18 protein-coding genes are annotated in these 19,077 nt (G+C 72.1%); 2 read left to right on the top strand and 16 right to left on the bottom strand.

Annotated elements, in window-relative coordinates:
- Window positions 1-76 precede the first annotated feature (76 nt).
- Window positions 77-679 carry a hypothetical protein gene (locus DEJ17_RS09045; protein ID WP_146239670.1) on the bottom strand — a complete coding sequence of 201 codons (603 nt, stop codon included), beginning with the start codon at window positions 677-679 and terminating at the stop codon, window positions 77-79.
- On the bottom strand, window positions 676-1,506 hold the full coding sequence (locus tag DEJ17_RS09040) for an endonuclease/exonuclease/phosphatase family protein (RefSeq protein WP_110893168.1): 831 nt from the start codon (window positions 1,504-1,506) through the stop codon (window positions 676-678). The genes DEJ17_RS09045 and DEJ17_RS09040 overlap by 4 nt, the downstream gene beginning before the upstream one ends.
- 70 nt (window positions 1,507-1,576) lie before the next feature.
- On the opposite strand from DEJ17_RS09040, the gene DEJ17_RS09035 reads away from it, so the two are divergent.
- Together DEJ17_RS09035 and DEJ17_RS09030 are read left to right on the top strand one after the other, a co-directional pair.
- A complete protein-coding gene (locus tag DEJ17_RS09035; RefSeq protein ID WP_110893166.1) occupies window positions 1,577-3,052 on the top strand; it encodes a hypothetical protein in 1,476 nt (491 codons plus the stop codon).
- Between the two features lie 65 nt (window positions 3,053-3,117).
- Window positions 3,118-5,265 carry an ATP-dependent DNA helicase RecQ gene (locus tag DEJ17_RS09030; protein WP_110893164.1) on the top strand — a complete coding sequence of 716 codons (2,148 nt, stop codon included), beginning with the start codon at window positions 3,118-3,120 and terminating at the stop codon, window positions 5,263-5,265.
- Window positions 5,266-5,361: 96 nt separating this feature from the next.
- On the opposite strand, the gene DEJ17_RS09025 is transcribed toward DEJ17_RS09030, so the two are convergent.
- The 14 genes from DEJ17_RS09025 to DEJ17_RS08960 form a co-directional block, all read right to left on the bottom strand.
- The gene (locus DEJ17_RS09025; protein WP_110893303.1) at window positions 5,362-5,883 is read right to left on the bottom strand and encodes a hypothetical protein; all 522 of its coding nucleotides are present in this window, start codon (window positions 5,881-5,883) and stop codon (window positions 5,362-5,364) included.
- 132 nt (window positions 5,884-6,015) lie between these two features.
- Window positions 6,016-6,642 (bottom strand): hypothetical protein, encoded by a 627-nt coding sequence (locus DEJ17_RS09020; RefSeq protein WP_146239669.1) that lies wholly within the window; start codon window positions 6,640-6,642, stop codon window positions 6,016-6,018.
- Window positions 6,643-6,756: 114 nt separating this feature from the next.
- A complete protein-coding gene (der, locus tag DEJ17_RS09015; protein ID WP_071405612.1) occupies window positions 6,757-8,277 on the bottom strand; it encodes a ribosome biogenesis GTPase Der in 1,521 nt (506 codons plus the stop codon).
- A gap of 146 nt (window positions 8,278-8,423) precedes the next feature.
- Window positions 8,424-9,119 carry a (d)CMP kinase gene (gene cmk / locus DEJ17_RS09010; protein WP_051596569.1) on the bottom strand — a complete coding sequence of 232 codons (696 nt, stop codon included), beginning with the start codon at window positions 9,117-9,119 and terminating at the stop codon, window positions 8,424-8,426.
- 203 nt (window positions 9,120-9,322) lie between these two features.
- On the bottom strand, window positions 9,323-10,435 hold the full coding sequence (locus tag DEJ17_RS09005) for a prephenate dehydrogenase (RefSeq protein ID WP_110893160.1): 1,113 nt from the start codon (window positions 10,433-10,435) through the stop codon (window positions 9,323-9,325).
- A 57-nt stretch (window positions 10,436-10,492) separates the two neighbouring features.
- The gene (locus DEJ17_RS18040) at window positions 10,493-11,281 is read right to left on the bottom strand and encodes a pseudouridine synthase (protein WP_231495626.1); all 789 of its coding nucleotides are present in this window, start codon (window positions 11,279-11,281) and stop codon (window positions 10,493-10,495) included.
- A 1,261-nt stretch (window positions 11,282-12,542) separates the two neighbouring features.
- Window positions 12,543-13,232 (bottom strand): SMC-Scp complex subunit ScpB, encoded by a 690-nt coding sequence (gene scpB / locus DEJ17_RS08995; protein WP_258366736.1) that lies wholly within the window; start codon window positions 13,230-13,232, stop codon window positions 12,543-12,545.
- On the bottom strand, window positions 13,222-14,025 hold the full coding sequence (locus tag DEJ17_RS08990; RefSeq protein WP_181421117.1) for a ScpA family protein: 804 nt from the start codon (window positions 14,023-14,025) through the stop codon (window positions 13,222-13,224). Before DEJ17_RS08990 ends, scpB begins: the two co-directional genes overlap by 11 nt.
- A complete protein-coding gene (locus DEJ17_RS08985) occupies window positions 14,009-14,884 on the bottom strand; it encodes a ParA family protein (RefSeq protein WP_110893155.1) in 876 nt (291 codons plus the stop codon). The genes DEJ17_RS08990 and DEJ17_RS08985 overlap by 17 nt, the downstream gene beginning before the upstream one ends.
- A gap of 126 nt (window positions 14,885-15,010) precedes the next feature.
- Window positions 15,011-15,826 carry an SseB family protein gene (locus tag DEJ17_RS08980; protein WP_181421116.1) on the bottom strand — a complete coding sequence of 272 codons (816 nt, stop codon included), beginning with the start codon at window positions 15,824-15,826 and terminating at the stop codon, window positions 15,011-15,013.
- 4 nt (window positions 15,827-15,830) lie between these two features.
- A complete protein-coding gene (gene priA, locus DEJ17_RS08975) occupies window positions 15,831-16,577 on the bottom strand; it encodes a bifunctional 1-(5-phosphoribosyl)-5-((5-phosphoribosylamino)methylideneamino)imidazole-4-carboxamide isomerase/phosphoribosylanthranilate isomerase PriA (RefSeq protein ID WP_110893153.1) in 747 nt (248 codons plus the stop codon).
- A 97-nt stretch (window positions 16,578-16,674) separates the two neighbouring features.
- On the bottom strand, window positions 16,675-17,313 hold the full coding sequence (hisH, locus tag DEJ17_RS08970; RefSeq protein WP_110893151.1) for an imidazole glycerol phosphate synthase subunit HisH: 639 nt from the start codon (window positions 17,311-17,313) through the stop codon (window positions 16,675-16,677).
- The gene (gene hisB / locus DEJ17_RS08965) at window positions 17,310-17,912 is read right to left on the bottom strand and encodes an imidazoleglycerol-phosphate dehydratase HisB (protein ID WP_110859284.1); all 603 of its coding nucleotides are present in this window, start codon (window positions 17,910-17,912) and stop codon (window positions 17,310-17,312) included. The genes hisH and hisB overlap by 4 nt, the downstream gene beginning before the upstream one ends.
- Window positions 17,909-19,015 (bottom strand): histidinol-phosphate transaminase, encoded by a 1,107-nt coding sequence (locus DEJ17_RS08960; protein WP_110893149.1) that lies wholly within the window; start codon window positions 19,013-19,015, stop codon window positions 17,909-17,911. The genes hisB and DEJ17_RS08960 overlap by 4 nt, the downstream gene beginning before the upstream one ends.
- Between the last annotated feature and the right edge of the window lie 62 nt (window positions 19,016-19,077).

Here is a 19,077-nt window from a genome sequence, read left to right as displayed (position 1 = left end):
CGGAGAACTCAGGATCCCGGAGGATCCTCGCCCGCGTCCGACCGGAGCGCGAGCGACCGGTCCAGCATAGCGGACGTCAGACCCCCTCCGTGCCACGGCGAGTCGACCGCACCACCTCGCGCCGCGCCGCCAACCACGGCAACCCGAGCCCGACGAGCAACCCACCGGACCCGTCCGCCGCCAGGTCCCCGATCGTGTCGTCGTACCCGACGAAGATCTTCGAGTCGACGAAGTTGTGCCCGAGCCACTCCCCCATCTCCCAGACCGCCCCGACCGCGAGTCCCGCACACAGCGCGAGCACCGCGACGACCACCCGGCGCTCGGCGTGCGGGGCCGGCACAGCACGCAGGTCGGCACCGATGACGTAGAGGACCGCCGCGAGCAGCCCGGTCAGCACGACGTGCATGAACTTGTCCCACAGGAACACGGTGGTGTACCACTCGAGCACGCTCGACCACCCGGCGACGAGTACGAGCACGCACACCGCCACGTCGAACGCCGGCCGCAGCCCGAGCATCCGCGGTACCACGACCCCGAGCAGCGCCAGCGCCATGACCGGGAACGCCGTCCCACCCCACCCGACACTCGCAACGACGACGCTCACGAGCGTCAGCGCCCGCACCACGTCGGCCACCAGGAACCGCGGCCGCAGGAACGTCGGTCCGAGTGTGGCGATCACGACGCCCACCGCACGACCGCGTGCACGGCAGCGTGGTCGGACGGCCACACGCCGCCCGGCCGCCGCACGTCGACCGCGACGCGGTCCACCTCTGCCTCAGCGGTCACGAGCACCCCGTCGATCCGCCGGCCACCGACGCGCGGACTCCCGTAGTGCGGGTACGTCCCGTGGGGCTCACCCACCTGCCTGGAGGCCCGCCCCCAGCTGTCCTCGACCCCCGCCTCCGCCAGGGCTCGCCATGGCGCGGAACCGGCGGGGCTGTTCCAGTCGGCCATGACCACGGCGGGCAGGCCTCGCTGCCGGACGATCCGGCCGAGCAGTTCGGCGGACCGGAGTCGGGCCCACGGCGAGGCGACGTCGAGGTGGGTGGCGACGGCCAGGAACCGGACGCCGGTCGCGCGGTCGTCGACGACGGCCCCGACGGCATGGCGCGGGAAGGATGTCGCCCACGACCGCGAGCCGGGGCGGTGGGGTGTGCGGGAGAGTGCCCAGGTACGGCGCTCGACGACGTCGAGTCGGGAGCGGTCGAGGAACAGGCCGACCTGTTCGCCACCGCGGCGCGCTCCCCGTCCGGCCAGGACGGGCTCCCAACCCGACCCGAGGCCGGACGCCAGGTCGTCTGCCTGCGTGGGCAGGGCCTCCTGGACGGCGAGGACGGTGGGCGCTTCGGACGTGACGAGCGCGAGGACGGCGTCGCGGCGACGCTCCCAGGCGTCCGGGTGGGTCGGCTGTCGCGGCACGCGGCGACGCACGTTGAGCGTCATGCAGTGCACCTCGGGCGACCGGACCGGTCCGATGAGCGGGCGGTCGTCGGGGTGGTGGGGCATGCCTCCCTTCTACGAGACGACACCCGTCGGATTCCCAGGGACCTCTCCGTCTGGCTCGTATGGTGGCTCGATGCGTTCTCGTTCCACCCCTCGTTTCCTGCTCGCGATCGCGGTCTCCGGGCTGCTGCTCGGAGCCGCCGGGTGCACGTCGAGCGGACCGGACACGAGCCGCCCGACGTTGGCGAAGGCCTCGGCCGACACCGTCACCGTCGCCGACGCCTCGGACGCCGCAGCCCGGTCCGTCCGCGTCAGCAAGGCCATGTTCGCGCGTGCTCCCGGAGCGGTCGTCGCCCGGGCCGGCGACACCGACGGCATCCGCGATGCGGCCAAAGCTGCGGCGAGCGCCCACGTCCCGGTGCTGCTGACGACCAAGAACACGAGCGCTGCCGTCGCCCGCGAGCTCCAACGGCTCGGCGCCGACTGGTACCAGGCCGAGGGCGACGTATCGCTCGACACGGACGTCGAACAGCGGCAGGCGCCGGACGGTGGTGACGCGCCGGAGTCGACCCGGGCCTCCCGGCAGGCGACCGTGGTGGTGGCGGACGCGAGCGCGGACGCTGCTGCCGTGGCGACCGCGAAGGCTGCCGGCGCCCGTGTCGTGACCATGCCGAAGGGCGTGACCGACCCGGCTGCCGCACCCGACGTGGTGACGGCGCTGCACGAGCGGGCGAAGCACCCGACCGTCCTGGTCGGCGCGGCGTTCGACGCCCTGCCGGACCCGGAGTGGACGGTGCGGGCGGCCGAGGGCGGGTTCCAGCTGCGGAACGGCGGTCAGCGGCCGTTCGACGGGCACCGGTACGTCGCGCTGTACGGGGCTCCCGGAGCGCCGGCGCTGGGCGTGCTCGGCGAGCAGGGGCCGAAGCAGACCGTGCAGCGGGCCGAGCAGGTCGCGAAGCCGTACCGGGCGGAGTCCGACGAGCTCGTGACGCCCGCGATGGAGGTCATCGCGACCGTCGCCGCCGGGGACGCCGGAGCCGACGGCGACTACTCGACGGAACTGCCGGTCTCGACGCTCGAGCCCTACGTCGAGGCCGCGCATCAGGCGGACATGCCGGTCATCATCGACCTGCAGCCGGGCCGGTCGGACTTCCTGTCGCAGGCCAAGAAGTACGAGTCGCTGCTGAAGAAGCCGGGCGTCTGGCTGGCACTCGACCCGGAGTGGCGGCTGACGAAGGACCAGGTGCCCCTCGAGCAGATCGGCAGCGTGTCGGCGTCCGAGGTGAACGAGGTCTCCTCGTGGCTGGCTGCGCTCGTGAAGAAGGAGGGGCTGCCGCCGAAGGCCCTGGTGCTGCACCAGTTCCGGCTGTCGATGATCCAGGACCGCTCCGCGCTGCAGACCCACCCGGAGCTCGACATGCTCGTGCACGTCGACGGGCAGGGGTCGCAGCCGGACAAGCAGGCGACGTGGAAGGCACTGCACCAGGGCGCGCCGGAGGGGTTGCACTGGGGCTGGAAGAACTTCTACGACGAGGACACGCCCATGCTGACGCCCGCGCAGACGATGCAGGACGTGCAGCCCACGCCGTCGTTGGTCACGTACCAGTGAGGCGCTTCTCCACAGACTGGAGGCGCGGGTCGGGTTTCGTCGGTCGGTGCTGACAGCATGGGGGCATGGACACCCCCACCGCCGCTCCGTCTGTCGTCTCGCCTTCTGCAGACATCGCCGCCGAGGCACAGCAGGCGCTCGCTGCGCTCACGGGTCGCCCCGACGCGGTGTTCCACCCCGGCCAGCTCGAGGCGATCTCGGCGCTGGTCGAGCACCGGCAGCGTGCCCTGGTCGTGCAGCGCACCGGGTGGGGCAAGTCGGCGGTGTACTTCCTCGCGACGCTGCTGCTGCGCCGACGCGGGGGTGGCCCGACGGTCCTGGTGTCGCCGCTGCTCGCCCTGATGCGCGATCAGGTCGCCGCTGCCGCCCGGGCCGGTGTCCGCGCGGTGTCGATCAACTCCGCGAACGCCCACGAGTGGGGCGAGACCCAGGCAGCCCTCGCCCGTGACGAGGTCGACGTGCTCCTCGTCTCCCCCGAGCGACTGAACAACCCGAAGTTCCGCGACGAGCAGATGCCGACCCTGATCGCCCGGATGGGCATGCTCGTGGTCGACGAAGCGCACTGCATCTCGGACTGGGGCCACGACTTCCGGCCGGACTACCGCCGACTGGCCGAGCTCATCCGGTCGCTCCCCCACGGCGTCCCCGTCCTGGCCACCACCGCGACGGCGAACGAGCGCGTGGTCGAGGACGTCGCCGAACAGCTCACCGCCGGTCCGGCCGACCCGGTGTTCACCATCCGCGGGTCCCTGGCTCGCAAGTCCCTGCGCCTCGGCGTGCTCACGCTGCCCGATGCCCGGCAACGGCTCGGCTGGCTCCTCGCGCACCTCGGCGACCTGCCCGGCAGCGGCATCATCTACACGCTCACCGTCTCGGCGGCCGAGGACATCGCACGACTGCTGCGCGACAACGGGTACGCCGTCCGTGCCTACACGGGGCGCACCGACACCGACGAGCGCGAACAGCTCGAACAGCAGCTCAAGGGCAACGAGCTCAAGGCCCTGGTCGCCACGAGTGCGCTCGGCATGGGGTTCGACAAGCCCGACCTCGGGTTCGTCGTGCACGTCGGGGCTCCCTCGTCGCCCGTCGCCTACTACCAGCAGATCGGTCGTGCGGGTCGTGCGACCGACAACGCCGACGTCCTGCTCCTGCCCGGGCGCGAGGACCGCGAGATCTGGCAGTACTTCGCGAGCGCCTCGATGCCGACCGAGGCCCGTGCCGCCGCCGTGCTCGGCGCCCTGTCCACCGACACCGCGATGTCGACCGTCGCGCTCGAGGGCCTGGTCGACATCAAGCGCTCCACCCTCGAACTCCTGCTCAAGGTGCTCGACGTCGACGGCGCCGTCCGACGCGTCACCGGCGGCTGGGTGTCGACCGGGCAGCCGTGGGAGTACGACGCGCCCCGGTACGAGCGGGTCGCCGCGGCCCGCGCTGCCGAGGCCGCGTCGATGCTCGACTACGAGTCCACCTCGGCCTGTCGCATGCAGCTCCTGCAGCAGGACCTCGACGACCCCTCGGCCGAGCCCTGTGGCCGGTGCGACAACTGCGCCGGGGCGTGGTTCCCGACCTCGGTGTCCGACTCCGACTCGTCCGGCGCCGCGGCCGCACTCGACAAGGTCGGCGTCGAGATCGCCCCGCGTGCCCAGTGGCCCTCGGGGATGTCGTCGCTCGGGGTCTCGGCGCGGGGCAAGATCGGCGCGGATGAGCTCGTGCAGCCCGGCCGTGCGGTGGCGCGTCTGACCGACCTCGGCTGGGGCGGTCCTCTGCGTGCGCTGTTCTCGCCGTCCACCCCCGATGCCCCGATCTCGCGCGAGCTCGTCGACGGTTGTGTCCGGGCGCTCAAGGACTGGCCGTGGGAGACCCGGCCGACCGGCGTCGTGGCGATGTCCTCGCGGTCACGGCCCGAGCTCGTGGGGTCCCTCGCCCAGGCGCTGTCCACGATCGGGCGACTGCAGTTCCTCGGCACCCTCGGCCGCGCCGGCGGGACCCCTCGTGGTGACGGTGCGACGAACAGCGCCTACCGGTTGTCCGGCGTGTGGGACACCTTCGTGGTGGATCCGTCGCTCGCCGCCGCCCTGCAGGCGCACGAGGGCCCGGTGCTGCTCGTCGACGACCTGGTCGACAGCCGGTGGACGATGACCGTCGCCGGCCGGGAGCTCCGGCGCGCCGGGGCCTCCGCCGTGCTCCCGTTCGCGCTGGCCACGGTCGCGTAGCGTGTCGCGCCGGTCTCGCACCACCGTTGCGACATTCCACCTGTCGATCGACGCGTGTTCTGTCGCAGATCCGGTCCGCCGCCGCCGGCTGGTGCCCTACCGCCGCGCTGGCTTCGGGAACGTGGCCCGCATGTGGTCGCTGGTCAGCACGTCGCCGATGCCGACCATGAGCACCGAGAACAGGATCTGCTCGATGACCATCCAGAACGGGTAGAGCCCCGGGATCGCCGCGACGATCAGGGTCACGATCGGGAAGATCCGGCTGAACAACCGCAGCCGCTGGTACGCCCAGTAGTACCCGAGCTGCGCCCGCCAGGCGAACAGGTAGAGCGTCAGGGTGATGAGCAGCACCACGGTGGACCGGAACCACACCGCCCACGACAGGGACTCCCCCGCGCGGGTCAGCAGCACGGCGACCACGACGGCGGCGAGCCCGACGACGGTCTCGGCGACGAGCAGCCACCGGATCCACCGGAACGATCGGACGGTGTCGGGGTGTTCGAGCATGTCCTCACGGATCACGTACCCGGACTGCCGGCCTCCGGCCAACCGGTCGAGGCGCAGACGGCACCACACACGGTCGGCGAGCACACCGAGTCCGTCGTTCTGCTGCGTCACCAGTACATCGTGCCCCATCCCGGCGGCGGCAGCGGACGCGGCACAGCCACGAGCACCGATGCGGAACGACACGTCGACGTCGGACGTCCACGACTCTGTCATTCTGCGTCGGCGCAGCGGCCAGCGCCCCGCTCAGTCCGACGGGACGAGTGCCGCGCCGCCCAGCACGGTGCCGGTGTCGGCGTCCAGCAGGACCAGGGAACGGACCTCGTCGGGCAGCGTCCACGGGTCGCTGAGCACGACGGTCAGCCCCTGTTCGACCCCGGCGGCCTGGAACAGGTCGTAGGACTCCCCGGCGGGGGTCCACGCCGGCTTCGCCCCACCGCGCACCGTCCCCGCGGACAGCACGACGTCCACCGGGCCGTCCCCGCCGGTCTCCAGGTGGTCGATCTCCACCGCGAGGGTCTCGTCACCCGTGTTCGCGGCGATCCGGACGTGCCCCGAGGCAGCCGCTCCGATGCCGACGATGTCGCCGGAGACCGGCGGGACGCGGCGCCACCACGGGTCGATGGGTGAGCCGTCGACCGGACGGACGGGTTCGGGTTCGATCGGTTCCTCGAGGGCGTTCGACGGCTGCAGTCGGACGTCGGGCGACCGCGCCGGCTCGGGGGCCACGGCGTCGGCACGGGTGACCGTGTCGCCGTCGTCCGGTGCGTGCGAGATCGTCCACAGGGACACCGAGCCCACGACGACCACACCGACGAGGACGCCCACCAGGGCGAGCCGACGTCGGTCCGCTGCCCACGGCCCGGTACCCACGCCCCCATGATGCCGCACGGGCGTGCCGGACCGGCTGCGGGCCTCCAAGCCGAACGCGAACGCAGAACGCGCCCCGACGGATCGGGGCGCGTTCTGCGTGACGGGTGGGAGGGCTCAGCGCTTCCGGCGCTCGCGCACCCGCATGTTGACGTTGATCGGCGTGCCGGAGAAGCCCCAGACCTCGCGGAGGCGACGCGTGATGAAGCGTCGGTACTGCGGGTCGAGGAACGCCGACGTGAAGAGCACGAAGGTCGGCGGCTGGCTCGACGCCTGGGTCCCGAACAGGATGCGAGGCTGCTTGCCGCCGCGCACGGGGTGGGGGTGTTCCTGCACGAGCTCGGCGATGAACGCGTTGACCTTGCCGGTCGGGATGCGGGTGTCCCACGACTCGAGGGCAGTCTCGAGCGCGGGCACGAGCTTCTCGAGGTGACGGCCGGTGCGGGCGGAGATGTTCACACGCGGGGCCCAGGCGACGTGCGCCAGGTCCTGCTCGATCTCGCGCTCCAGGTAGCGGCGGCGCTCGTCGTCGAGCAGGTCCCACTTGTTGTAGGCCAGCACGAGGGCACGGCCGGACTCGAGGACCAGGTCGATGATGCGGAGGTCCTGCACGGAGACCGGCTCGGTGACGTCGAGGACGACGACGGCGACCTCGGCCTTCTCGAGCGCGGCGGTGGTGCGGAGCGAGGCGTAGAAGTCGGCGCCCTGCTGCATGTGGACGCGCTTCCGGATGCCGGCGGTGTCGACGAAGCGCCACACCTTGCCGCCGAGCTCGATCTGCTCGTCCACCGGGTCGCGGGTCGTGCCGGCGATGTCGTTCACGACGACCCGCTCTTCACCGGCGGCCTTGTTGAGCAGCGAGCTCTTGCCGACGTTCGGGCGGCCGAGGATGGCCACGCGGCGGGGGCCGCCGACCTCCTGCTTGGCGACGGCCGAGGTGTCGGGCAGCGTCTTGATGATCAGGTCGAGCAGGTCCGCGACGCCACGGCCGTGCAGGGCCGACACCGGGTGCGGCTCGCCGAGCCCCAGGTTCCAGAGTTCGTAGGCGTCGAGTTCGCGGCGCTCGTCGTCGGCCTTGTTCGCGACGACGATGACGGGGCGGTCGGTGCCGCGGAGCATCTTGACGACATGCTCGTCGGTGGCCGTGATCCCGACCGTGACGTCCACGACGAACAGCACGGCGTCGGCGAGGTCGATCGCGACCTCGGCCTGCGCGGCGACCGAGGCGTTGATGCCCTCGGCGCCGGGCTCCCAGCCGCCGGTGTCGACGAGCGTGAAGCGCTTGTCGTTCCAGTCGGCCTTGTAGCTGACACGGTCGCGGGTGACGCCGGGGACGTCCTGCACGACGGCCTCACGACGACCGAGGATGCGGTTCACGAGCGCGGACTTGCCGACGTTCGGGCGGCCGACGATCGCGAGCACCGGGTAGGCGGGCAGGTAGTGGACGCCGTCCTCGCCGACCTGACCGGCCTCGAGCAGGGCGAGGTCTTCGTCCTCGAGGTCGTACTCCTCGAGTCCGGCGCGGAGCGCGGTCGCGCGCTGCTCGGCCTCTGCCTCGTCGAGTCCGGCGAGCCGCTCGCCGAGGGCGTCGTCGTACCGGGGGAAGTCGTCGTTGTCCGGGTTGTCCAGCTGAGCCATCTTGTGTTCCTCGCGAGCGGCCGGGGCCGCGGTGTCGGTGGCCGTTGCCGGCCGGGGCCGGGGGTCCGGCCGTGGTGGACCGTCCCGCCGAGGCGGTCCGGTCTGCGTCAGTGCGTGATCGGCCCGCCGAGGCGGTCCGGTCTGCGTCAGTGCGTGGCCGCGCGGGCCAGGTCGACGACCGCCTGCACGGTCTGGTCGAAGTCGAGGTCGGTGGAGTCGAGCGTCGTGACGCCGTCGGCGGCGTTCATGAAGTCGACGACCTTCGCGTCCGCCGCGTCGCGACGAGCCAGTGCTGCGGAGGTCTCGGCGGCCGACTGGGTCGTGACCTCCGCCGAGCGTCGGGCCATTCTAACGGACTCGTCGGCCGTCAGCAGGATCCGGACCTCGGCGTCCGGCGCGACGACCGTGGTGATGTCCCGGCCCTCGGTGATGATGCCCGGGGCGTCGGTCTTCCGCATCACGTTCCGGAACAGCTGGACCAGGCGCTTCCGGACGTCCGGGAGCTTCGCGATGTGGGCGACCGCGCCGGTGACGTCGGGGGTGCGGATCGCCTCGGTGACGTCGGTCTCCCCCACCTTGACGTAGTAGTCGTCGGGGTCGGTGCCGATGGCGTAGTCAAAGGTGTCCCAGCTGGCCAGGATCGCCGCGGCGTCGTCGAGGTCGACCCGCTGCTGCAGGGCGTGCCACGCGAGTGCACGGTAGGCGGCGCCGGTGTCCTGGTAGCCGTAGCCCAGGGCGCGCGCGGCCGCACGGGAGACGCTCGACTTGCCGCTGCCGGCGGGGCCGTCGACCGCGATGACGATCTTCGCCACGTAGGCGCCGTCGGCCAGACCGGACGGCATCGGGGCGCTGGTCGAGCCGGGCTCCCCGCCGGGTTCGCCGAGGCCACCGGCCGGACCGCCGAGGGGTCCGCCCTCCGCACCGCCGCGTGCCCCGTCACCGGGCGTCGGCGTCGGCAAGCCGGAGTCGGGCCCGTCGGTCCCGCCGGCCGGAGCGCGTCCGGCGGTCACACCGGAGTCGTTCGTCGCTGCGTTCGTGTCGTCGTTCAGGCCCATGCTGCTGCGATCCTCCATCCGCGCCCCTCGAGTTCCTCGACGAGTCGCTGTTCCTGCTCGGGCAGCACCGACACCTCGACGATGCCGATCTGTGCGCCCGGTGAGTGCTCGAGGCGCATGTCCTCGAGGTTGATGCCGATCTCCCCGATGAACGTCAGGAGTGCGGCGATCTGCCCGGGGGTGTCGTCGACCAGGACGACCACCTGGGCGAAGCGCTTGGTGGTGCCGTGCTTGCCCGGCAGCCGTTCGACGCCGCGGTTGCCGTCGGCGATGGTCTCGGCGATGGTGCGCGGCGAGCCGGCACCGTCCGGGTCGCCGAGCGCGTCGATCACGCGGGACAGGTCGTCGCGCAGGTCGGTGAGCACCGGCCGGATGTGCCCGGCGTTCGCCCCGATGATCTGCACCCAGAGCCCGGGGTCGCTCGCGGCGATCCGGGTGACGTCGCGCACGCCGCCGCCCGCCAGGCCGAGCGACCCGTCGGGGGCGTCCCGCAGGCGCGAGGCCATCAGCGTCGACACGAGCTGCGGTGCGTGCGAGACGTACGCCACGGCGAGGTCGTGCGACTCCGGGTCCATCGGCACGACGGTGGCGCCGAGGTCGAGCGCGAGGTCCTCGACCGCCGCGGCACGCTGGTACGTGATGCCGTCGTGCCCGGCGATCACCCACGGGCGCCCGAAGAACAGGTCGGCGCGGGCGGCGGTCGGCCCGCTGCGCTCGCGCCCCGCCATCGGGTGCGAACCGATGTACCGGGAGACGTCGGCGCCGGCTGCCACCAGGGCAGCGAGCGGCCCGGACTTCACGCTGGCGACGTCGGTCACCACGGCGTCCGGGTAGGCGGCGAGTTCTCGCTCCACCACGGTCGCGACGACGTCCGGCGGCACCGCGACGACGACGAGCTCCGGCTGGTCGCCCGCAGCCGGTCGACGCCCGGCACCGTAGTCCACGGCGAGCGCCAGTGCGGCGGGTGAGACGTCGTCGAGGACGACGTCCACGCCCTTCTCACGCAGGGCCAGACCGATCGAGGCACCGAGCAACCCGGCGCCGACGACCCGGACCGGGCCACGCAGACGGCGGTCGATGTCGGTCGGGGTCACGTCGGTCACCGGGCAAGCCTACCGATCGAGGCTCGGGCATCGGTCGATGCCCGAGACTCGGGTCGGTCAGTCAGCCGACTCGTCCTCGTACTCGTCGTCGTCCTGGTCCAGCGCGACGTCGCGGTCGTCACGAGCGGACGGCTTCGCGTCACGGACGGTGCTGAGCAGCTTGCCGACCTCGACCGTGCCGAGCTCGCGCATCTTGCCCGGCGGCAGGCTGCCCAGGTGCAGCGGTCCGAACGACCGGCGGACGAGTTCGAGGACGGGGTGGTCGACGGCCTCGAGCATGCGACGGACGATGCGGTTGCGGCCGGAGTGCAGCGTGATCTCGACGAGCGACTCCCCCCGCGAGGACTCGAGCAACCGCACCTTGTCGGCCTTGATCGGACCGTCCTCGAGCTCGACGCCCTCGGTCAGACGCTGCACCACGGCGGGGTTCACATTGCCGTGGACCTTCGCGATGTAGGTCTTCTGCACGCCGAACGACGGGTGGGCCAGCACGTGTGCCAGGTCGCCGTCGTTCGTCAGGACGAGCAGCCCGGAGGTCTCGGTGTCGAGACGGCCGACGTTGAACAGCCGCTCCTCGTAGCGGTCCACGAACTCGGTCAGGTCGCGTCGACCGCGCTCGTCCTGCAGGCTCGAGACGACACCGGTCGGCTTGTTCAGCACGATGTAGCGCCGCGACGAGTCGATCTGCACGGGCACGCCGTCGACACTGATCGCGTCCTTCTCGGGGTCGACACGACGCCCGAGGGCGTCCACGACCTCGCCGTTGACCGTCACGCGGCCCTCGACGATCAGGTTCTCCGCGACTCGGCGGGATGCCACGCCGGCAGCGGCGATCACCTTCTGCAGGCGCTCACCCTCTGCCTGGAGGCCCGGCTCGGCCCCGGCAGGTGCCGTTCCGTCCGCCGCGTCCCAGTCCTCGATGATCGGCCGTTCGGGCGTGCCCTCGGCCGGGTTGCCCCGGTCGTCGCGCTGCCCGCTCGGCTTCGGCGTGGTGCGGTCGCTGTTGCGGACACTCGTGGTGCCGCCGACGTAGCGGCGGCCGTTGTGCCAGACACGGCTCTGCTGGCCGTCCGGGGTGCGGCGGTCGTCACGTCGATCTTCACGCGGCGCGGAGCCGCGGTCATCACGACCCCGGTACCCACCGCGGTCGTCACGGGGAGCGGAGCTGCCACGGTCGTCGCGGCCGCGGTACCCACCACGGTCGTCACGCGGAGCCGAAGCCCCACGGTCGTCACGGCCCCGGTACCCACCACGGTCGTCACGCGGAGCGGAGTTGCCGCGGTAGCCACCACGGTCACCGCCACCGGAACGGTCATCGCGACCCCGGTAGCCGCCACGGTCGTCACGCGGAGCCGAAGCACCGCGGTCGTCACGGCCCCGGTATCCACCACGGTCGTCACGCGGAGCCGAAGCACCGCGGTACCCACCACGGTCATCGCGGGGTGCCGAGCTCCCGCGGTCGTCGCGACCCCGGTAGCCACTACGGTCGTCGCGCGGAGCGGAGCCCCGATAGCCACCACGGTCATCGCGCGGGGCCGAAGCACCACGGTCGTCACGGCCGCGGTAGCCACCACGGTCGTCACGCGGAGCCGAGTTGCCGCGGTAGCCGCCGCGGTCACCGCCACCGGAACGGTCGTCACGACCCCGGTAGCCACCACGGTCGTCACGCGGCGCGGAGTTGCCGCGGTAGCCCCCACGGTCACCACCGCGGTCGTCGCGCGGAGCGGACGCACCACGGTCGCCACGGCCGCGGTAGCCACCACGGTCGTCACGCGGAGCCGAGTTGCCGCGGTACCCGCCACGGTCGCCGCCACCGGAACGGTCGTCACGACCCCGGTAGCCACCACGGTCGTCGCGCGGAGCCGCAGCACCACGGTACCCACCACGGTCGCCGCCGCGGTCGTCGCGCGACGGGTACCCGCCGCGCCGGTCATCGTCACGCGGCGGGCGTGCGCCCCCGCGGTCGTCGCGACCGTACCCGCCGGAGCGGCCACCGGCACTGGAGCCGGCCCCACCGCGTCCGCCGGCCGGGCGGCCGGAGCGATCCGGGCCTCCCGAGCGTCCGTTGCGGTCGTCTCGGTCTCGGGGCGCGCCGCGCCCCCGGTCGTCAAACCCTGCCATCGGGGATCCCTTCGTTCTGCTCGAAGCCGTCCGCACCGTCGTCCAGGAGGGGCGAGATGAGCGGCAGCTCGTCGAGCGAGTTGATGCCGAGCTGCTGCAGGAGCAGGTCGGACGTGACGTAGTTGATGGCGCCGGTCTCGGCGTCGGTGAACGACTCCTCGATGAGGCCGCGCGCCACCAGGGTCCGGACGACGCCGTCGACGTTGACGGCGCGGATCGCAGCGATCTGCGAGCGGGTGATCGGTTGCTTGTAGGCGACGACTGCGAGGGTCTCGAGCGCGGCCTGCGACAGCCGCGAGGGGCGCTCGGCCTCGACGAACTGCTCGACCACGGGGTCCAGGTCGGCGCGGACGTAGAAGCGCCAGCCGCCACCGACCTCGCGCAGTTCGAAGCCGCGGCGGATCGTGCCGTCGACGCCGTCGAAGTCGGCGACCAGACGTTCGATCGCCTGGCGGACGGCGGGGACGGGCGACCCGACGGCAGCACCGAGGGCGACGAGTGACTGCGGCTGGTCGGCGATCATCAGGATCGCCTCGAGCTGACGGTCGATGGGGATGGAGGGGTGGGCCTCGGTCGCGGCGCGTTCGTGGATCTCACGTTCGATCGCGCGGGCGTCGGCCATCTCGTCGGCGCCGCCGGGTTCGGCGCTGGAGACGTCGTGCGCGTCATCCGTCATAGTCGGCTCCCAGGTTCGCGAGGCTCTCGTCGGACCAGTCCTCGGCGGTCCACCGCAGTGTCAGCTCCCCGAGCGGCTCGAGCTGCTCGAACGAGATCGACGCGTTCCGGTACAGCTCGAGGATCGCGAGGAAGCGAGCCACCACGATACCCGTCTGGTCGACGCCCGCGACCAGTTCGCGGAACGAGACCCCCTCACCATCGCGGGTGCGGAGGATCGAGACGACGATCGCGGCCTGCTCCCGGATGCTGATGAGCGGGGCGTGCAGGTGGTCGAGGCCGACGGTCGGGATCTCCCGCGGGGCGAAGGCCAGCGCGGCGAGCGCGGCGAAGTCCTGCACCGACAGGGTCCAGACGAGCTCCGGCGTGCGCGCGCGGAACCGCTCCTCGAGCCGGACGCTGCGGACGTGCCGGCGCGACTCGAGGCCCCAGCGCTCCCCGAACCAGTCGGCGGCCTGCTTGAAGGCCCGGTACTGCAGCAGTCGGGCGAACAGCAGGTCGCGAGCCTCGAGCAGGGCGACGTCCTCGGCGTCCACGAGCTCGCCCTGGGGCAGCAGCCCGACGATCTTCAGGTCGAGCAGCGTCGCCGCGACGACGAGGAACTCGCTGGCCTCGTCGAGCTCGTCGGCGGACTCGGCCTGCCGGACGTACTGGATGAACTCCCCCGTCACGGCACCGAGCGACACCTCGGTGATGTCGAGCTCGTGCTTCGTGATGAGCGACAGCAGGAGGTCGAACGGTCCGTCGAAGTTGGCGAGCCGGACCCGGAACCCCGCGTCAGGCGACGGCGCCACGCTGGACGAGCTCTCGTGCGAGCTGCCGGTAGGCGTGGGCGGCAGGGTGGTCCGGCGCGGTCTGCGTGATCGGGCGTGCGGACACGGTGGCGTCCGGGAACTTCACGGTGCGGCCGATGACGGTGTCGAGCACGCGGTCGTCGAAGGTGTCGACGACCCGCTCCATGACCTCGCGGGAGTGCAGCGTGCGCGAGTCGTACATGGTCGCCAGGATGCCGTCGAGCTTGAGCGCCGGGTTGAGGCGGTCGCGCACCTTGTCGATCGTCTCGATCAGCAGGGCGACACCACGCAGCGCGAAGAACTCGCACTCGAGCGGGATGAGCACGCCGTGCGCGGCGGTCAGGGCGTTCACGGTGAGCAGGCCGAGTGACGGCTGGCAGTCGACCAGGATCACGTCGTAGTCGTTCGCGACCTTGCGGAGCACGCTGGCCAGGATCTGCTCGCGGGCGACCTCGTTGACCAGGTGCACCTCGGCCGCCGACAGGTCGATGTTCGCCGGGATGACGTCGAGGCCGGGGGTGTTCGTCGGCTGGATGACCTGGTTCGGGTCCTTCACGGCGCCCATGAGCAGGTCGTAGACGGTGTGGATGTCGTGGGTGCGGACGCCGAGGCCCGCGGAGAGTGCACCCTGCGGGTCGAAGTCGACGGCCAGCACCTTGCGGCCGTACTCCGCGAGCGCGGCGCCCAGGTTGATGGCCGTCGTGGTCTTGCCGACGCCGCCCTTCTGGTTGCAGAGCGCGATGATGCGGGCGGGTCCGGTGCTGTCGAGCTCCTCGGGCACGGGGAACTCCCGGACGGGACGCCCCGTCGGACCGTGGGTGGTCGCGCCGGTGGGGTTGGTCGTCGGGTTCGGGCTCACCCCGTCATCGTACCGGCGACCTCGGGCTGGGCCGGGTCGCACCGCCGCGGGACCGCTGCGCTGCTGGCTGGCAGCCTGGCCGCGGCCGCTGCTGGCTGGCAGCCCGGCCACGGGCGCTGCTGCTCGTCAGGCAGCGCGCAGCGCGACGCGCATGCTGTCGACCCGCTCCGCGATCACGGGGTTGGTCGACCACCGCTGCTGCAGCCGCCCGACCAGCTCGCCGACCTGCTCGCGATCGAGCCCCGGGTGCAGCGCCAGGCCCACCGTCAACTCCGGCCCGGCGAACCGGCCGACCGGGTCGCCCGGCGCGAGTTCCACACGGGCGACGCTGGGCTCCCCCTCGACCGAGGCCGCGAAGGCGCGGGCCACCTCGGGGTCCTCGAAGCACGGGGTCCACGGCAGGTCCTGCCCGAGCGCCCACACGGCCGGACGACGCAGCACGAACTCGGTCGGGGACTTCGGGTCGAGCACGACGAGCTGGGTGTCCTCGCTCGCCGCGGCCATCGCCACACGGCGGGACTCCACCGGCACCGGGCGCGCGTCCGGATCCCACGCGTGCATGGCGTCGACCGAGGTGAACGCCGGCATGACGCTGCGACCGTCCGGACCGGCGACCGTCACGATCGAGAGTTCCTGGGTCTTGTCGACGAGCTTGCCCTCGTCGGTCTCCCCCACGTCGCCCGCCTCGGCGATGAGGGGGATGAGCAGCCGGGCGGTCCGGAGCGCCTCGACGATCGCCGCCTGGGACGCTCCGTTGGCGAGCGAGCCGATGGCCGCCACCACCGTGGGGTCGGCGAGCCCGTCGTCGTCCGCGAACGCGGTGTCGTGGTGGTCGAACGTGCGGCCTTCCCACGAGAAGCCCGCCGAGTCCGCGGCCCCGCCGGGTGTGTGCGCGTCGTCGGCGTCGGGCCCGCTGCCACGGCCGTTCGAGATGCCCGCCACGGCGTTACTCGGAGGCGATGTCGAGTGCGGCCGGCAGCGTGAACGCCCCGGAGTACAGCGCCTTGCCGATGATCGCGCCCTCGAGCCCGTGCGGCACGAGTTCGCGGAGCGCACGGAGGTCGTCGAGCGTCGAGATCCCACCCGAGGCCACCACGGGCTGGTCGGTCCGGTCGCACACCTGGCGGAGCAGTTCGACGTTCGGCCCCTGCAGCGTGCCGTCCTTCGTGACGTCGGTCACCACGTAGCGGGCACAGCCAGCGGCTTCCAGCCGGTCGAGCGCCTCCCACAGGTCACCGGCGTCCTCGGTCCAGCCACGGCTCGACAGCGTGGTGCCGCGGACGTCCAGCCCGACGGCGATCTGCTCGCCGTACTCTCCGATCACACGAGCGGCCCAGTCGGGGTTCTCGAGCGCCGCGGTGCCGAGGTTCACGCGGGCCGCGCCGGTCGCCAGTGCCGCTTCGAGCGAGGCGTCGTCGCGGATGCCGCCGGACAGCTCGACCGAGACGCCCTCGACCTCGCGGACGGCGTGCGCGATCACCCGGCGGTTGTCGCCACGGCCGAAGGCAGCGTCGAGGTCGACGAGGTGGATCCACTCGGCGCCCTGGTCGCGCCAGGTCCGGGCAGCGGCGACGGGGTCCCCGTAGCCGGTCTCGCTCCCTGCCTCGCCCTGGGTGAGTCGCACGGCCTGTCCGTCGACGACGTCGACAGCCGGCAGCAGGACGAGGGGCGGGGTGTCGGTGAGGTCGGTCATGGTCCTGTCGGTTTCGTTGCGGTGGAGAAGGGGCTGCGGACGGCCGGGAGGCCCGGTGCGCGTCCGGCACGGCCGTCGCGCCCGGCGTCGGCCGGGTTCAGAGCGAACGCACCCAGTTGGAGAGCAGGCGGATGCCCGGCTCGCCGGACTTCTCGGGGTGGAACTGCGTGGCGGTGAGCGGCCCGTTCTCGACCGCGGCGATGAACTTCTGGCCGTGCTCGGCCCAGGTCAGACGGGGCGCGCGGAACGGCCCGTACGCCTCGAGCGGGAAGTCGGTCACGCCGTAGGAGTGCACGAAGTAGAAGCGCTCGTCGTGCAGCCCGTCGAACAGCACGGAGTCCTCGGGGGCCTGCACGGTGTTCCAGCCCATGTGCGGCAGCACCTCGGCCTGGATCTCCTGCACGGTGCCGGGCCACTGGCCGAGCCCTTCGACGTCGGCACCACGCTCGATGCCCCGCGAGAACAGGACCTGCATGCCGACGCAGATGCCGAGCACGGGTCGCCCGCCGGCCAGACGGTGGTCGACGATCTCCCCGCCCTGCACGCCCTCGAGCTGGTCGATCACGGCGGCGAACGCCCCGACGCCGGGGACGAGCAGGCCGTCGGCCTTGAGCGCCGCCTGCTTGTCCGAGGTCAGCGTGACATCAGCCCCGGCGCGCTCGAGCGCCTTGGCGGCGGAGTGGACGTTGCCCGACCCGTAGTCGAGGACGACGACGTTCGGCTTGGCGGCTGTCACAGTGCGCCCTTCGTGGAGGGGATGCCGTCGACGCGCGGGTCCAGTTCGACCGCCTTGCGCACGGCTCGGGCGAACGCCTTGAACTCGGCTTCGGCGATGTGGTGGGGGTCGCGGCCCTCGAGCACGCGAACGTGGACGGTGATGCCGGCGTTGAACGTGATCGCCTCGAACACGTGGCGGACCATCGAGCCGGTGAAGTGCCCACCGATGCGGTGGAACTCGAAGCCCGCGGGCTCGCCGGAGTGCACGAGGAACGGACGCCCGGAGACGTCGACGACGGCCTGGGCCAGCGCTTCGTCGAGCGGGACCAGGGCGTCGCCGTACCGGCCGATGCCGGAGCGGTCGCCGAGGGCCTGCTTGATCGCCTGTCCGAGCACGATGCCGGTGTCCTCGACCGTGTGGTGCACGTCGATCTCGGTGTCACCCGTCGAGCGCACCCGAAGGTCGATCAGGGAGTGCTTGCTGAACGCGGTCAGCATGTGGTCGAAGAACGGGACGGAGGTCGAGATCGACGAGGTCCCGGTGCCGTCCAGGTCGAGCTCGAGTTCGACACTCGATTCGCTCGTCGAACGGCTGATCGAGGCGGTGCGGGCGGTCATGCCTCAACCCTAACCGGCGGCTGCTCGGCGGCGACCTGCCGCATGGCGTCGAGGAACGCGGTCGTCTCGGCTTCGGTCCCCGCACTCACCCGCAGGTGGTTCGGGATGCCGAGGTCGCGCACGATGACGTCGCGCGCGAGCAGCGCCTCGAACGCGGCGTGCGGGTCGGCGACACCGCCGAACAGGACGAAGTTCGACCAGGTCTCGTAGGTGCGGTACCCCATGGCCTGGAGCTCCGTGACCATGCGGTCGCGCTGCCCCTTGATGTCGTCGACCATCGCCAGCATCTCGGGGGCGTGCCGGAGCGCCGCGATGGCCGCCGCCTGGGTCAAGGCGGACAGGTGGTACGGCAGCCGGACCAGCCGGACGGCGTCGACGACGGCGGGGTGCGCGGCCATGTACCCGACCCGGGCGCCGGCGAAGGCGAACGCCTTGCTCATCGTGCGGGAGACCACGAGGCGCTCACGTCCGGGCAGCAGCGTGAGGGCGCTCGGAGCGTCGGACGGCATGAACTCGGCGTACGCCTCGTCCACCATGACGATGCCGTCGGTCGCGTCGTAGGCGGCCGCGATCGTCTCGATCTCGAGCGGGGTGCCCGTCGGGTTGTTCGGCCCGCACAGGAACACGATGTCCGGCTGGTGTGCACGGATCGCCGCCACGACGGTCTCGGGCGAAATGCGGAACTCGTCGTCCCGCTGGGCCGGGATCCACGTGGTGCCGGTGCCCGACGCGAGGATCGAGTGCATCGAGTAGGTGGGCGGGAACCCGAGCACCGAGCGGCCCGGCCCGCCGAACGCCTGGAGGAGCTGCTGCAACACCTCGTTGGACCCGTTCGCCGCCCAGAGCTGCTCGGCGGTCAGGTCGTGCCCGAGGTAGTCGGCGAGGGACTGTCGGAGCTCGGTGAACTCGCGGTCCGGGTACCGGTTCACCGTCAGCAGGGCCTGCCGGATCGACTCGACGATGTCGGCAGCCACGTCGTCCGGAACGGGATGCGTGTTCTCGTTGACGTTGAGCTGCACGCGGACGTGCTTCTGCGGGGCGCCGTAAGGGCTCTGCCCGCGCAGGTCGTCTCGGATCGGGAGGTCTTCGAGCGTGAATGCCACCGATCCATCGTAGGCCGCTGTCACCGTGCGACGACCAGCCGTCTGGACGGCGCTGCCCGAGC

This window comes from Curtobacterium sp. MCSS17_011 (assembly GCF_003224275.1).
Taxonomy (GTDB): domain Bacteria; phylum Actinomycetota; class Actinomycetes; order Actinomycetales; family Microbacteriaceae; genus Curtobacterium.
This window is presented reverse-complemented; position numbering and strand designations above follow the sequence as displayed.